This window comes from Marinobacter mobilis, from assembly GCF_900106945.1.
Taxonomy (GTDB): Bacteria; Pseudomonadota; Gammaproteobacteria; order Pseudomonadales; family Oleiphilaceae; genus Marinobacter; species Marinobacter mobilis.
In genome coordinates this window covers 284,521-299,323 of the sequence record NZ_FNNE01000003.1, presented here as the reverse complement: position 1 = coordinate 299,323, position 14,803 = coordinate 284,521, and the positions used below count along the sequence as shown (strand labels likewise).

Below are 14,803 nucleotides of genomic sequence, written 5' to 3'. Positions count from 1 at the left end.
ATTCATAGCTGCAAAGCAATGTCAGTTTTTGACGGAAGCCCATTGTTTGTCCAGCCGTTTGGCCGACACTGGCATCAGGGTACCCAGCTGCTGGGCAAAGAACGACACCCGAAATTCCTCCAGCATCCAGCGGTACCGCACCAACTCCGGATCACGAATACCCTGGCGTTGCTGGTGCTCACGCTTCTTGGCATAACGGGACCACAACGGCTCAATCGCATACAGGAACTCCCGTTCCCGCCCCATTTCCCGCGGCATTTTTTCAAGACGAACGGCTGCAGCTTCAAAATACCGGCCAAATTCCGCGAGCCATTCCGCCGGTGTATCTACCAGAAACCCGGGATAAACCAGGTGCTCCATCTGGAACTTGAGATCCGCCATGCTGTTCGCCAACGCCAGGTTTATCTTGCCTTTCAGTTGTTTGACCACGCCATGATACCCCTTCATGGCCAGATACAGACGCCGACAATCCTGTTCAAGAGCAGGAATGAAATCGCCCCTTTTCTGGTCATACAAGTGTTCAAACGCTTCTCGACTGCGTGGTAGCTCATCCGCAAGAAAGTGCGCCATTGCCGATGCCAGGAGCAGGTCATCCAGCAAAGCCCTGGCCTGACCGATCGGGGCAAACAACAACGCCGCAGGTTTAAAGTCGGACAACGTTCGATCGATCCCTTCGAGGGTGTTGCCCAGACGGTTCAGCGCCAACCGCGCCACTGCCTTACGGGTTGCATCCTCAGCCACTACGGGATCAAGAAAACGGGTGAGCCTGACCTCACGCCCCAGGTCTTCGAGGGCTGGGTATACTGTAACCTGCATCCCTCCCCTTTCCTCCTGACTGGAGACCGGCAGGTCGCCGAACTGCCACTCGTCTGCCTGAATAGCGTCTGACGCGCCAGAAGGCGCTGGTGTCGCACTCAGCGCCGCCTCCGCCTCCTGCTCAAGGCGATGCTGTAATTCGTCGGCATCGCGCCCATGGGCGAGAACCTTACCGCGGTCGCCCACCACCTTGACATTCATACGGAGGTGATTTGGTAACGCGGCTTCGTTCCAGTCCTCTTCATTCACCGTAACCCCGGTCATCCGCCGAAGCTGATGTCCCAGCACCCGCACCAGAGGCTCGTTGGAGGGCGCCATATTTTCCAGTGCCCGATCAACAAAATCAGGCACCGGAACAAAATGGCGGCGCAGGGATTTCGGCAGGGACTTCACCAGCGCGATGCACTTTTCCCTCACCAAGCCTGGGACCAACCACTCCAGACGCTGGTTTGGAAGCTGTTTCAACGCCATCAACGGGACCTTAACCGTGACACCGTCATCATCACCCGTTGGCTCGAACTGATAGCTCAGAGGATACTGGACACCCTCCCATTCAAGCATGTCCGGATACTGTTGCTCCGCGTCTTCGTCAATTGGCCGCTGAAGCACATCGTCTTCCCGCAACTCCATGGCTTTCAACGCATCGGTATCGAGCGACTTCCACCAGGTCTCAAAATGGGCACCGCTGACCACAGTGTCTGGCAACTGGCGATCGTAGAATGCAACCAGAACCTCGTCGTCGACTACCAGGTCGCGGCGTCGAATTTTTTTCTCAAGGTTCTCAATGTCTTCGAGCAGGCTCTGATTGCGCTTTAAGAATGGGGCCTTGCTGTCAAAATCCCCCTCTACCAGAGCTCGCCGGATAAACATGTTTCGGGATTCGACGGGATCAATCTTGCTGTAGACCACCCGCCGCCGCGGCACGATATCCAACCCATACAGTGAGATCTTTTCAAAGCCGACCACCTGGGCACGCTTGCGCTCCCAATGAGGTTCAAAATAGTGGCGTTTGACGACATGGCCCGCCAAGGGCTCGACCCATTCCGGCTCAATCCTGGCCACCATGCGGGCAAAGACGCGGCTGGTCTCAACCACTTCCGCCGCTACAATCCACTTTGGCGCCGTCTTGGCGACCTTTGAACCCGGGAAAATAGTGACCTTGCGGTTACGAGTGGCCAGATATTCCTTCTTTTCCAGTTTCAACGCCACCTGACCCAGCAGGCCCGAGAGAATCGCTCGATGAACATCCGCATAGCCCGCTGCGCGGGTATTCATCGCAAGCTTCTGGTCCCGGCAGATCAGCGTCAGCTGACGATGGATATCCCGCCACTCACGCATTCGCATCCACGACAGAAAGTGCTTCTTACACAGCTTTTTGAGCTGATTCTGGGACTGTTCCTGACGCTGCTCTTCATAGAAGTTCCACAGATTCAGGAGGCTGATGAAATCTGAGTCTTTATCGACAAACTGGGCATGAGCCTGATCCGCTGCCTGCTGTTTGTCCTGAGGGCGATCTCTGGGGTCCTGGATACTGAGCCCGGCGATAATCACCAGTGTTTCAGCAAGACTGCCCTGAGATGCAGCCTCTACCAGCATTCGCGCCAGCCGAGGATCCAATGGCAGCCTTGCCATGGTCTGCCCAAGCCGAGTGACCTTGCGGGCGCCGTTAACGGCGTTGAGTTCTTCAAGGAGTTTATAACCGTCGTTGATCAGACGGTTATCCGGGGCTTCCAGAAACGGAAATTTGCGAATATCACCGAGGCCGCCGGTGGCCATTTGAAGAATGACGGAAGCCAGGTTGGTACGGAGAATCTCGGGATCGGTAAATTCCGGACGGTTCAGAAAGTCAGATTCGTCATAAAGGCGAAAACAAATCCCCGGCGCAATGCGCCCGCAACGCCCGGCACGCTGATTAGCGCTGGCCTGGGATACCGGCTCGATGGGCAGACGTTGAATCTTTGAGCGCACGCTGTAGCGGCTGATGCGGGCGACGCCGGTGTCAATGACGTAACGGATACCCGGAACGGTCAGGGAGGTTTCCGCCACGTTGGTGGACAACACGATGCGGCGTCCACGATGGGCCTGGAAGACCCGGTTCTGCTCCTGATTGGAGAGCCGGGAATACAGCGGCAGGATCTCGGCATGTCGCAGATCCGCATGACGCAACTGCTTACTCAGGTGGCGAATTTCTCGTTCGCCGGGCAGGAATACCAACACATCGCCAGGCCCCTGCCCCAGAGCCCGCTCATGGGCTTCAATTTCCTCAAGAGCCGAAAGAATGCCATCATTCCAGCCCTGATCACGATCGTCATCATCCCCCACCAGGGGCCGATACCGGGTTTCCACCGGGAACGTCCGGCCACTGACCTCAATAACCGGAGCCCCGCCAAAGAACTCGCTGAACCGCTCGACTTCGATGGTCGCCGACGTGATTATGACCTTCAGGTCCGGCCGCTTGGGCAGCAACTGCTTGAGGTAGCCCAGCAGGAAGTCAATGTTCAGGCTACGTTCATGGGCTTCATCGATGATGAGCGTGTCATAGCGATCGAGATAACGGTCGTTCTGGATTTCCGCAAGCAGGATGCCGTCGGTCATCACCTTCAGGCGGGACGCCTCGCTGGTGGCGTCAGTGAACCGAATCTGATAGCCGACTTGGGCGCCGGTTTCCTCACCAAGCTCTTCAGCAATACGGGCAGCAACGCTTCGGGCGGCGATACGGCGCGGCTGTGTATGACCAATGAGGCCACGCACACCCTGCCCCATGTTCATACAGATTTTCGGGATCTGCGTTGTTTTACCGGACCCGGTTTCACCGGCAATGATCACAACCTGATGTTTCTCCAGTGCCAAGGCGATGTCGTCGACCCGCTCGGAGACCGGCAGTCCGGCAGGGAAACTGGCATCACGGTGTCCTGCCCGGCGCTGGTTTACCTGTTGGCATCCCCGCTCAAGCAAGTCTTCGAGCCGCTTCAGCTCGCGAGCATCCGGACGCCCCCTGGCACGGTCGAGCCGTCGACGGATCTGGGCAGAATGCCATTGGCTACAATCGGCCAGCCGGCTTTTCAGAGTGTCGATCGCTGCCTTATCAGGCCTGGAAAGGGGGTCTTGCTGCGCCATGAATGGAACTATCCGTGGAACTGAAAATGGTGAGTGGCTGCTAAGTCTACCGTTATCCTCGTGGCCATTGAACGAAAAAACCCTGCCGTAGCAGGGTTTTCTCTAACGGGCGCCGGATTCAGCCGGCGCCGGGTATACTTCAACGGTTACTGGGTGACCTCATCACGCAGTTCCCGACGAAGAATTTTGCCAACGTTGGTCTTTGGCAGTTCTTCGCGGAATACGAAGGTCTTGGGCACCTTGTAGGCAGTCAGTCGCTCGCGACAGAACTCTTTCAGTTCCGACTCGGTCAGACCACTGTCATTGGCAACCAGGAACACCTTGACGGCTTCACCACTCTTGTTGTCGGGTACGCCAACAGCCGCACATTCAACAACTTTCGGGTGGCTGGATACCACGTCCTCAATCTCATTCGGGAACACATTGAAGCCGGACACGATGATCATATCCTTCTTACGGTCAACGATACGGATGTAACCATCTTCCTGGATCAGGGCAACGTCACCCGTACGGAGGAAACCGTCGTCGGTAAAGGACTTCTGGGTGTCTTCCGGACGCTGCCAGTAGCCGCGCATCACCTGCGGGCCCTTCACGCACAGCTCGCCTGGCTCTCCCAGAGCGGTTTCGTTGCCGTCATCATCGATGGTCTTGATAACGGTGTTGCAGATCGGCAGACCGATGGTGCCGATCTGGATAGCGGACGGCGGGTTGAAGGTGACCACCGGCGAGGTTTCGGTCATACCGTACCCTTCGGTCACTTCACAGCCGGTAACACGCTTCCACAGCTTGGCAGTGTCGCTGGTCAGCGCCATACCACCAGAGGCGGTCATTTTCAGGGAGCTGAAATCCAGACCCTTGAATTCTTCATTGTTGCAAAGGCCCACAAACAGAGTATTCAGACCCAGGAACGCAGTAAAGCGATGCTTTTTCAGTTCCTTGACGAAGCCAGGCAAGTCACGGGGGTTCGGAATCAGGATGTTGTGAGCACCGGCCTCAAGCATGATGCCGCAGTTCAGGGTAAAGGAATAGATGTGGTACAGGGGCAGCGGAGCGATAACGATTTCGCGCCCTTCATCAATCAGATCACCCATCATCGGGCGGGTCTGAAGCAGGTTGGAAACCAGGTTAGCGTGGGTCAGCATGGCCCCTTTCGCAACACCCGTAGTACCACCGGTGTACTGGAGAACTGCGATGTCCTCTTTTTTGTGCTCAACCGGAGTGAATTTGGCCTTGCTGCCAGCACTCAATACCGCCGGCAGGCTGTGAGCCTTCGGCAGGTTGTAGGCCGGAACCATCTTCTTGACGTGCTTGACCACCGCATTCATCAGTTTCCGCTTGAGCGGTGAATGCATGTCGGCGATTTCGGTGACAATGACGTGCTCAATGCCGGTGTGGGGCAGCACCTTTTCCGCGTTTTCCGCCATGTTGGCAAGAACCACCAGAGCCTTCGCACCAGAATCGTTGAACTGGTGTTCCATTTCGCGGGTGGTGTAGAGCGGGTTGGTGTTAACCACAATCAGGCCGGCACGCATAGCGCCGTAGACTACGATCGGGTATTGGGTCAGGTTCGGCATTTGCACGGCAATACGGTCGCCGGGCTTGAGATTGGTGTTGTTCTGGATCCAGGCGGCGAAGTTACGGCTCTGGGTATCAAGATCACGGTAACTGATGGTCACGCCAACAGCACTGAACGCCGGACGGTCAGCAAATTTCTTTACCGCCTGCTCCAGCACGTCAACCATACTCTGATACTTGTCAAGATCCACCGTTCGGGGCGTACCTGCGGGGAACTTGTCCTGGTAAAACGTCTCAAAATCCATCACGCCATCTCCTGTTCACAATTGTGCTTATTAGTAGTTATTGATTTGCTTAGGGTTGCCCATTCCGCCATTGGAACAATACCCAAAACAATAATAATTCGGCAATTTACTGACCCGTCAAGCACGTCCGGTTGCACCCTGACGAAGCAACGTGCTTCGCTTATGCACACTCTCCGCTCAAAACGCAACCAGACCAATTGGTCAGCCTCCAAAAAGAGCGGAGAGAATAGCAGTTTTGTGAGCGATGAGGTAGTTTTCTCCAAATTCCTCCACCCAGTAAACAAGGGACTGACCAACCAATGGCACAGAACTCCAAGACTCTCAAAAACATGACCTACGACGAGCTGTCGGTTGGCGACAGCGCTGACTTTAGCCGGACGCTTACGGAAGATGAACTGGTCCTTTTCGCGGCCGTTTCCGGAGATGTGAACCCCGTGCATCTGGACAGCGAATTTGCCGCCACGACCCTGTTCAAGGAACGTATCGCCCACGGTATGTGGAGTGGATCGCTTATCTCTGCCGCCCTGGCAACCACTCTGCCCGGGCCAGGCACGATCTACCTCGAACAAAACCTTGCGTTCAAACGACCGGTCAAACTTGGCGACACCCTGACCGTGACGCTGACCGTGAAAGAAAAACAGCCAAAGAATCGCGTGGTCATTGAGTGTGCTGTCCGCAATCAGGAAGGCCAGCAAGTCGTGAGCGGCGAAGCGAAGGTGATGGCACCGACCGAGAGTGTCGAGCTCGACGCCCCCACCCTGCCCAACATCACCATCGAACGATAAACCCCGCTGCGGACACGGCTCAGGATGGCAGGAATTCGATAGGGAACCTCACCGTCCTGCGCTCAACGTCATCAGAGCCGAAATCAAACAGCAGTACTCGGCTTGCAAGACGGGCTTCCAAAGCCGGGTTACCCAGGTCAGAGTTAACCACTTCGCACCGGGATACCCGACCATCAGGTTCGATGTCCAACTCCAGCAGAACCTTGCCTTCCAGCGTCGGGTCCTGGCGCAATTCCCGCCGGTAAAGCGCGTACAACACCGTTTTCTGAGCGTCGAATACCTGCCGGATCGTATTCATGCCACGCCGCGATGATGGGGCAATGGGTTGAACGGGGGCAGCCGTTACTTGTTGCGGCTGGGGCTCAGCAACCTGCCGTACCTCATGACCGGCGACTTGGACCTCACGCCGGGGACCCACCTCTGCGACAACGCCACCACTGCCCGCGAGCGCATCGCTTGCAGACGGCGCACCGGAATCAGCGACCGATTCAGCGGGCCCGGCGTTTGCGATCAAGGTACGAGGGGCTGACGTTTCCGGGGCTCGCATTTGCGCCAGCTGATCCTGCAGCGCCAGCAATCCGGATCTTGCGGCAACTTCCCTCGCCTGTTGTATCGCGCGTTCTGAGGGTTCAGTCGCAGACTCCGGGGCAACCGTCTCCGGCGCTGGCGCTGGCTCTGGCTCTGGCAGAGAGGGCTCTGGTACCTCGTCGACCCGCTCGGCGGCCTCCGCAATCTCCGGCATTAGCTCAGGCTCAGGTACAACGTCGACCGATGACTCCGGCGCCGGCTGTTTCTCCATTAACCGGGCCAGTTGCGGCGGCAACGCCTCCGTCTCGGCTCGATCCGGCTCCGTAAGTTGAATGCCCGGTATCCATACAGCAGGCACCACAAACATCACCGCCAGCACCGTGATAACACAACCGAAGCGCAGACGATCACCGCGCTCTTCAGACCAAGGTAAACGGGTTCCGTACCGGTTAGCCATGGTCGACATCCCGCTGTTGGCTTTCCACCGCCAGCCTCACCTGGCGGAACTCCTGATCGACACAGGTCTGCATAATTCGGCGGAGCAACCGGTATTCGGTATCTTTGCCAGCAAGAATGGTTACTTCCAGCCCCGCTTGCGGGATCGACTGATGGCGATCACGGAGATAACTCAACTCCTCTGCAAGCCCCTTGATTGTCGCTGTATCAACATCAGTGACGGGCAAACGGGCGACTTCACGTCCGTTCACCAGGATGGCCTGACCTGTCACGACAACCGTCAGTGTGTCCCGAGCCTGATGTTCAGCACTGGAGCTTGGCAAGGGTACGTCACTGTTGGTCCGGAGTACCTTGACGTCAGAGGAGTTGACCATCAGAAAGAAAACCAGAATGGTGAATATGTCCATCAGCGACACCAGGTTCAGCCCACCTGGACGATGCATACGACGATAGTGCCGCTGCATCCGCTTGGCACGACGTGATGACTTCATCGCGCGCCTCCTGTCGTGACAACGGCGAGAACCCGGTCTTCTGCCGCGTCTGCCAACGACACGTCCGGGAAGAGCTCCGCATTAACCACGCTTGCCGCGACCACCGTTTTATAGGACCGCAAGGTGTCCATTGTGGTCACCAGGGTCTGGTAATCAATGCCTGGCGCCACCTCAAGAACCACATCGGTTTTCTCCGGCACCGAATGCTTGATGCGCACCAACAACTCCCTCAACCCGTCAAAATCATACTGCCCCTGGGCCACCGGCAGCGCGCTAATCAGTCCACGATCGCTGTCAGACACTTCCAGGCCACCGGCAATTAGCAAGACCGAAAGCCTGAAGTCTTCAGCCAGTGGCGCCTCGCCCGCTGCCATTCCGGGGAAATCGAGTTCAATCGTGCGCACCTGGCTAAACACCATGCCCAGCAGAAGCACCGGGACCAGCACGATCATCAGGTTCATGAACGCGGTGATATCCAGTTCTGGCGTTTGGATAAGTTTGCGGTGTCTCCTTCTCATGATCAGCTTCCGTGTCAGGCTGCCTGTTGCGGATTCTGGTCCGAAATAATGTTAAGCAGCTTCACCCCTGCCATCTCAAAGCTGTCAACGATATCGTTGGTGCGAGTTTGCAAAAGGGCATGGAACATCAGCAGCGGTATGGCCGACATCAGGCCGAACGCCGTCGTGTTCATGGCAACGGAAATACTTTCTGACAGCAGGGTTGCTTTCTGGGACGGGTCCGCGTTTGCCACCGCTGTAAACGCTGCGATAAGTCCGATGATCGTTCCCAGCAGCCCCAGTAACGTAGAAACGTTAGCCAGGGTGGCCAGGTATTGGGTTCGCTTTTCCAGACGGGGAAGCACTTCCATCAATCCCTCTTCCATCGCATATTCGATGTCTTCCCGGCGACGGTTATTCAGCAAACGGCCAATGCCAGCGCCCATAATTGACGCAATGGCGCTGTCGGAAGCGTTGGCAGCCTTCATGGCGCGCTGATAATCCTTTTTCTGCAGCGCTGGCAAGATGCCTTTTTCAAAGGCGACACGGTTACGGCGACGGACCCCACTCAAGTAAATAAAACGCTCTATGGCGATGGCCAGGCCCAATAAAAGCACCAACGCAATCGGATACATAAACGGCCCGCCTTCCTGGAAAAAACGTACAACTGTCTCCAACATGCTCAAACTCCAATCTTTCAGTTCAGGGTGAAGGGCGAATCCAGATCCGGATTCAGGGTCTTTCGGAAATTCCGGTGGCGCTCAAGCACCAGCGGGTCAATCGGTGCCACCAGATCCGGGCGCTCATTGTCGACGTGAGAGTGAAGCCGACGGGGAATGGATGGCGGCTGCCACGGCAGTATGTAGAGAATTCGGGGATCATCATCCCCGGGCTCGGACGACAGCCCCTCCACCGTCAGCGCTGTCAGCGATTCAACGCCGGGTACCGGACCGGTAGCGTCGGCTGACGCCGCAACACCGTAACTCGCGACAAGCACGCCCAACACGAACAGCCACCCTCCCTGTCGCTTCAGGTTTGCGGGCCTCATCGTCCGTTCCTCATGATCCACCTCAGTCACCTTAGTCGCCGCTCAAGATCAGCAATCCATCCAGCGACCTGGGGATTGTCCCCTTCCGCCAACTGCTGATATCGACGGTAATGAGCCAGGGCTGTTTGCAGATCCAGTAGGTAGAGTTCGGACACTACCGCCAAATTAAAATGCAGCGCGGGCGCATCCGGGGTGTATTCAAGCCCCTTGGTCAACAGCGCCTGGGCCTGCTGAAAATACCCATCTGCCTGAACCAACAACGCAAGATTATTCACCGTCAGGGCATCCGCTGGATCCTGCATCAAGGCCTGACGGTATAAGGCCTCCGCTTCCCGTATGTCGCCCTGCTGTTGCCTGACCCAGGCAAGGCGGGCCAGTGCCCGGGGATGATCCGGGCGCAGTTGCAGTAATGTATTCAGCGTATCCGCTGCCATCGCCCATTCCTGACGCTCAGCGGCCGCTTCGGCCAGGGAAAGCATTTGCTGCTGCTCCGGAGTCAGGGGCGGAACCGGCGTCACAACTTGCGGCGCCATGTCATCAGTTTCAGGTCCTATCCCGGTGGTCGCCTGACCTCCTGTACCGGTGACCTGGCTGGCACACCCGCTCAACAACATCACCACCGCGGAAAAAAGCCATAGCAATCGCACCGAAGCGGACAGTAAGGATGGTCGGAATTCAGGCATCATCTTCTCCCTTCCCATCATCAGGGCCCCAGCTCATCCACTGAAGATCACGGGCGTATCGCCCGGGGTGCAGGTCTGCGAGGGTATCGAGACTGCGCTGAACCCAGCGATCAAAGTATTGCCTCTCAAGCTGCCGGTGGTTTTGTTCATGCAGCTCGATGGCCAGCTCCTCAAACGGAAACGCCTGTTCCTCAAGGAGCATGTCGTATTGCATGGCCTCAAGGTCACTGAGCCCATCGGGGCGACTGGAGGCCATCAGGTCAGCCGCCATGACCCGATAGAGTTCTGCCCGGCGAAAAAGGGATTCTGAGTAAAGCTCACCATCCGTAAGTTCCGCCACTTGATTGAAATATTGTTTGGCAGCGTCCATGGCGTGCTGCTTCTCGGCCAAGCTTCGCGCGAGGGGATGGGTTAGCCGGATCGCTTCAAATCTTTCGGCCTCACCAATGCCCAGACTCATTGCCGATTCCGCCGCCCAGGCCAGTGTTTCGGCGCTGTGCCAGTCACTGCCGAGCTCGCGCAACACCAGATCCGCCCGCAGCGTTTCGCTCGCCTCCTCGCTTTGGAGTAAACGATGGCGAATACGTTGTTGCTGAATATGGTCTGCAGCTGTGGACGCCTGACCTGAGGTTGATAGGACGGCGTGGTAAAGAGTATTACGCCGGGCAATAGCGCCACCGGCATGGTAGAGCTCAGCCGCCCGTAATCGCACGTGATTGTTCAGGGACGCACGGCCCACCAGTTCGTCTGCAGCCCGAACAGGCTGCCCCGATGACTGATAGGCATAGACCAGCTTTTCGCTGACCTGGGCCGTTAACGTATTGTTTGGATAATCGTTGCGGAAACGGTGAAGTTCATTGATCGCACTCTGCCAGCGCTGGCTCTGCAACAGAGTATTGGCCGCATCAAAACGCCCTTTGATCGCGATGTCTGATCCCGGAGCCACCGACTCTATCCGCTGATAATGGGCTATCGCCTGATCAATAGCACCAGCAGACTCCGCCGCTTCGCCCTGCCGGTAGATGCTTACGGCCAGTTGCCGTACCAGACGTTGCTGTTCTTCGGGAGCAACCGCAGGCACGACCTGCCCGGCCAATGTCAGGGCCTGGCGCCAGCCATTCTCCGCGGCTGAATAATGGCGCAACGCCAACTGGGCGTCAGCCGAAACCAGCCAACTACCGTATCGGGTAGTGACGTCGGCCTGCCCAAGGGCAATCGCCGCCTGAGCGAACCGGTCAGCCTCGCCGTAGTCCCCGGCCTGGAACAGCCGGTTGGCAACATCGGCGTGCAATTTGGCCAGACGCTCGTCTTGCGGAAAAGCGGCTGCAAATTTTTCAGTGCTATCGGCATACCCTGACAAGTCGGTAATAAACAGACGACCTCCGGCCCCGACAGTCCGGTCCTCATTTTTGCTTTCCAGTCCCTCGCGCTGAAGAGTTAATGACGCCCAGCCAGCATCCGCAGCCGCCTGATAGGGCCCGGACTGGTAAGCTGCACGTTGGTAATAGGCGTTGGCCGAGGGACGATCATCGCCTTGCAACGCCGCATCGCCCGCAAGCCTAAGAACTTCGCCTGGCGCATCGATCCGCTCGGCAAGTGCCGCGTAGTAGCCCGCCGCTTTGCGATAGTCTCGTTGTACCTGAGGTGCAGTCTGACGCCCGCTGGCCTGGCTCTGTCGGCTTGCATCGCTATAGTAGTGATCAGCGACCATGCGGCTGAATCCCTGCCAACGCTGCTGATCAGACTCAGACAACCTCTGGTAGAGATGATCAGCCCCATAGGCGGTTACATAGTGCTCTCTTGCCTGCAAGGCCCGCAATTCATCGCCCGCCAGCAAGTGCACGTCGACAATCTGGGCGAGAAATGAAGGCACGCCGGGGTGGCTGGGATATCGTTCAATAAATCCACCGGCTACCGCGACCGCATCAAGGTAATGTCCAGTGCTTGCGTAGTAATCAGCAAGCCGATCGTAGAGAAGGTCCACATAGCTTCGTCCACCCCCTTCTGCCAGCCATTCATCGACGATCCGGATCCCACCTCCCTTCGCCGCCATGATGGCAATGATCCGGAAGGTATCGTCAATCATTTCAAGGGACGTGGCCGGAATGGCCGTAAAGCCCAGGGTCTGTTGTGCCTGACGATCCAGTACCGACAGGAAGCTCTCGCCGGCGCGGCGATAGGCCCCCTGTTTATACTGTGCCCACCCCAGCATGTAGCGGGCCTTGTCATTAAGGGTCTGTTCAGCACGGGGTGCCGAAACAACGGCTTCGTTCAGGACTTCACGATACAGCACCTCGGCCTCGTGGAATTGTCCCGCGGTAAAAGCGGCTTCCGCAACGCGGAAACGGGCCTCGGGAATCAGCGGGGAATCCGGATATAGCCCTATCAATTGCTTCAGGCGGGCTGTGGACTGCTGCCCCTGTCCCACGAACGCATGAGCCTTGGCCATCTGGTAAAGCAGCTCGTCAAGACGCCCCTGAAACGCGCCGCGAGCGAGGATTTCGTCATAGCTGCCGAGCGCTTCGTGGTAGACCGCCTGCTCCTGATCCGGTGAGAAATGGAGGTCTTCCTCGGCGAGAGACTGCAGGTTCGAGAGCCGGTTCAACGCGTCGATACGAACCTCAGGCTCATCGGATTGCTCAAAGAGGCGCTGGTAACGCCGGGCGACTTCCCGAGGTGAGATATCGGGTAACGCCTGCGCCCGGAATTGCAGGTACACCGGGCGCATGTCAGCAATGGTCTCGCCATCCTGATTTAGGGTGACCTGAAACGCCTCCTGAGCCTGCATTACCGGAGATACCAGCAACACGCTGACCGTCAGTACCAGGCGCCAAACACCCTTGCCGCACCCCCGCCCCGCCCGGATCATGGTTGTGCCTCCTGCTCAAGCTTACGCAGAGCCAGGTGTTCGTAGAGATAGACGACCTGCTGTTCGGCTCTGTCCTGGGCAAAACGGATCCGTTCTTCCTCGTTCGAGAGAAAGCTCAACATCTGTCTATCCAGCATCGCCTCTGCCTCTTCTCGGGCACGGACCAAGCGCTCAACAAGGCCATCCAAACGATGCTCGAGCAGTGCCAGTTGGTCCAGGTGCTGGTTCAGACTGCGAGCAACGGCAGGCCGATCTCCCGGGAGGCGGTGATAAACCGTTCTGAGGTCGATCAGGGTTTGCACGAGACTATCCACCTGCTCACTCTGCCCTGTACCTGCATGGGCCGCGGTGCGACGGAGCCGGTCAGCGAGTTCGCCAATCCGACCATCAACCCGGCCCAGCCTGGTTTCGAGTTCACCCACGGAGGGTATGGAAGCCTGTCGGTAAGCAATGGCCTGCCGAAAAATCTCGAGATCACTCTTCCGGGATTGCAGTTGCCGGAAAAGCTCGGCCAACGTCGCGACCCGCGCAATCGCAGACTGCCCATCCGCGCTCTCCGCAAATCGCAACAGGTACGCTTGTCGGGGTTGGGCCAACGCACGATTATCAGCCAAAAACCATTCAAGATCGGTGGCCCGGGAAGCTTCGACCATGGCTCTCCAGGCACCTCGCTGGCGAACCTCTTCGGCCAGGGACCTGAGGGTAACCTGCTCGCTGTCAAAGGCCGCATTTGCAGCCAGGAAAGCTTCGCCTGCCTGACCAAGATACCCAAGTTCGTCGTAACCCTGCCCCATCCCGAGCCAGGCCTCCACGGCACCCGGAAACGCCAGGGGAAACTTTTTGGCCCGGTGCCAGGACTGCATCGCTTCACGGACATTCTGTCGGCCCGCAAGCGCCTGACCATGGAAAAACAGCGCTTCGGGAGTCACGTAACTGTCGAGAGCTATATCTTTCAGGAAGCCTTCAGCTTTGGAGAAGTCTTCTGCCTGCAAGGCCAGATAACCCGCCTGCAGGAGCAATTCAGACTTCAGCGACGCGCCCCTGGCAACATGGGCATCTTCACTGGCAAGCGCCAGAGCGACGCGAAGAGCAACTAACGATCGTGCCGGAGAACGGTCAATACGGGCGTAATCCGAGGCGACATTCTGGTAACCAACGGCCGCCCAGTAGCCCGGCTCCATGGTCGCCAACACCTGACCGGCTCGCTCAGGCATCGATTGCGCACGCAACAGCTCCGCCTGGTGGAACCGTGCCCGCTCACGAATCTCGCCGTGGCCATAGCGAACGGCGTTGTCCAGCGCCTGCTCGATATTCACCTCCACCGAGGTTGCTCCGTTCATTGCTGCTTCAGCAAGCATCAGCCAGGACTGGCCCCGATAGCGCTCGCCAGCCGTCAGTTGGCGAAGAATGGGGATGGCCTGGTCTGAACGGCCGCTACCCACTAGGGATTCAGCCCGCAGGAGGAGTGCCAGTGGTGAATCCAGATCCTCCACCCGTGCCAGTGCCTCGGCAAACCGGCCGCCAGCCACACTGAACTGGGCGAGCCTGATACGAATCTGCTCGTGCTCCGCAGACGCTGTACCCCGAGGGGCCGCCTGGCTGACGGACACCAATAACCCCCCGCCCACAAGCAGAACGGCACAGGTACGAATGGCCTGCCTGCTCAGATATCGCCCCCAATCCAACATGCCAA

At 57.7% G+C, this 14,803-nt stretch carries 11 protein-coding genes; 1 reads left to right on the top strand and 10 read right to left on the bottom strand.

The features are described 5' to 3' along the window. Positions 1 to 21: 21 nt before the first annotated feature. A complete protein-coding gene (gene hrpA, locus BLV11_RS06220) occupies positions 22 to 3,933 on the bottom strand; it encodes an ATP-dependent RNA helicase HrpA (protein WP_175528296.1) in 3,912 nt (1,303 codons plus the stop codon). Positions 3,934 to 4,079: 146 nt separating this feature from the next. After that, a complete protein-coding gene (locus BLV11_RS06215; RefSeq protein WP_091812100.1) occupies positions 4,080 to 5,753 on the bottom strand; it encodes an AMP-binding protein in 1,674 nt (557 codons plus the stop codon). A gap of 299 nt (positions 5,754 to 6,052) precedes the next feature. Between BLV11_RS06215 and BLV11_RS06210 the strand changes: the two genes are divergently transcribed. Beyond that, on the top strand, positions 6,053 to 6,538 hold the full coding sequence (locus BLV11_RS06210) for a MaoC/PaaZ C-terminal domain-containing protein (protein ID WP_091812099.1): 486 nt from the start codon (positions 6,053 to 6,055) through the stop codon (positions 6,536 to 6,538). Positions 6,539 to 6,557: 19 nt separating this feature from the next. Here BLV11_RS06210 and BLV11_RS06205 read toward each other — a convergent pair whose 3' ends face one another. The 8 genes from BLV11_RS06205 to BLV11_RS06170 form a co-directional block, all read right to left on the bottom strand. Then, positions 6,558 to 7,523: an AgmX/PglI C-terminal domain-containing protein gene (locus BLV11_RS06205; RefSeq protein WP_245725934.1), complete on the bottom strand. Its 966-nt coding sequence runs from the start codon at positions 7,521 to 7,523 to the stop codon at positions 6,558 to 6,560. Then, complete coding sequence (locus BLV11_RS06200) at positions 7,516 to 8,013, bottom strand: ExbD/TolR family protein (RefSeq protein ID WP_091812098.1); 498 nt, start codon at positions 8,011 to 8,013, stop codon at positions 7,516 to 7,518. Before BLV11_RS06200 ends, BLV11_RS06205 begins: the two co-directional genes overlap by 8 nt. Beyond that, positions 8,010 to 8,531 (bottom strand): ExbD/TolR family protein, encoded by a 522-nt coding sequence (locus BLV11_RS06195; RefSeq protein WP_091812097.1) that lies wholly within the window; start codon positions 8,529 to 8,531, stop codon positions 8,010 to 8,012. Before BLV11_RS06195 ends, BLV11_RS06200 begins: the two co-directional genes overlap by 4 nt. Before the next feature lie 14 nt (positions 8,532 to 8,545). Further along, positions 8,546 to 9,190: a MotA/TolQ/ExbB proton channel family protein gene (locus BLV11_RS06190; RefSeq protein ID WP_091812096.1), complete on the bottom strand. Its 645-nt coding sequence runs from the start codon at positions 9,188 to 9,190 to the stop codon at positions 8,546 to 8,548. A 17-nt stretch (positions 9,191 to 9,207) separates the two neighbouring features. Beyond that, a complete protein-coding gene (locus BLV11_RS06185) occupies positions 9,208 to 9,558 on the bottom strand; it encodes a hypothetical protein (RefSeq protein ID WP_091812095.1) in 351 nt (116 codons plus the stop codon). A gap of 26 nt (positions 9,559 to 9,584) precedes the next feature. Beyond that, positions 9,585 to 10,091 (bottom strand): tetratricopeptide repeat protein, encoded by a 507-nt coding sequence (locus BLV11_RS06180; RefSeq protein WP_175528295.1) that lies wholly within the window; start codon positions 10,089 to 10,091, stop codon positions 9,585 to 9,587. A gap of 142 nt (positions 10,092 to 10,233) precedes the next feature. Further along, a complete protein-coding gene (locus BLV11_RS06175; RefSeq protein ID WP_091812093.1) occupies positions 10,234 to 13,110 on the bottom strand; it encodes an outer membrane protein assembly factor BamD in 2,877 nt (958 codons plus the stop codon). Further along, positions 13,107 to 14,798: a tol-pal system YbgF family protein gene (locus BLV11_RS06170; protein WP_091812092.1), complete on the bottom strand. Its 1,692-nt coding sequence runs from the start codon at positions 14,796 to 14,798 to the stop codon at positions 13,107 to 13,109. Before BLV11_RS06170 ends, BLV11_RS06175 begins: the two co-directional genes overlap by 4 nt. Between the last annotated feature and the right edge of the window lie 5 nt (positions 14,799 to 14,803).

Coding starts and splice junctions, on each gene's coding strand:
- hrpA (WP_175528296.1), bottom strand. CDS start 3,933: ATGGCGCAGCAAGACCCCCTTTCCAGGCCTGATAAGGCAGCGATCGAC.
- BLV11_RS06205 (WP_245725934.1), bottom strand. CDS start 7,523: ATGGCTAACCGGTACGGAACCCGTTTACCTTGGTCTGAAGAGCGCGGT.
- BLV11_RS06190 (WP_091812096.1), bottom strand. CDS start 9,190: ATGTTGGAGACAGTTGTACGTTTTTTCCAGGAAGGCGGGCCGTTTATG.
- BLV11_RS06215 (WP_091812100.1), bottom strand. CDS start 5,753: ATGGATTTTGAGACGTTTTACCAGGACAAGTTCCCCGCAGGTACGCCC.
- BLV11_RS06170 (WP_091812092.1), bottom strand. CDS start 14,798: ATGTTGGATTGGGGGCGATATCTGAGCAGGCAGGCCATTCGTACCTGT.
- BLV11_RS06210 (WP_091812099.1), top strand. CDS start 6,053: ATGGCACAGAACTCCAAGACTCTCAAAAACATGACCTACGACGAGCTG.
- BLV11_RS06200 (WP_091812098.1), bottom strand. CDS start 8,013: ATGAAGTCATCACGTCGTGCCAAGCGGATGCAGCGGCACTATCGTCGT.
- BLV11_RS06195 (WP_091812097.1), bottom strand. CDS start 8,531: ATGAGAAGGAGACACCGCAAACTTATCCAAACGCCAGAACTGGATATC.
- BLV11_RS06175 (WP_091812093.1), bottom strand. CDS start 13,110: ATGATCCGGGCGGGGCGGGGGTGCGGCAAGGGTGTTTGGCGCCTGGTA.
- BLV11_RS06180 (WP_175528295.1), bottom strand. CDS start 10,091: ATGGCGCCGCAAGTTGTGACGCCGGTTCCGCCCCTGACTCCGGAGCAG.
- BLV11_RS06185 (WP_091812095.1), bottom strand. CDS start 9,558: ATGAGGCCCGCAAACCTGAAGCGACAGGGAGGGTGGCTGTTCGTGTTG.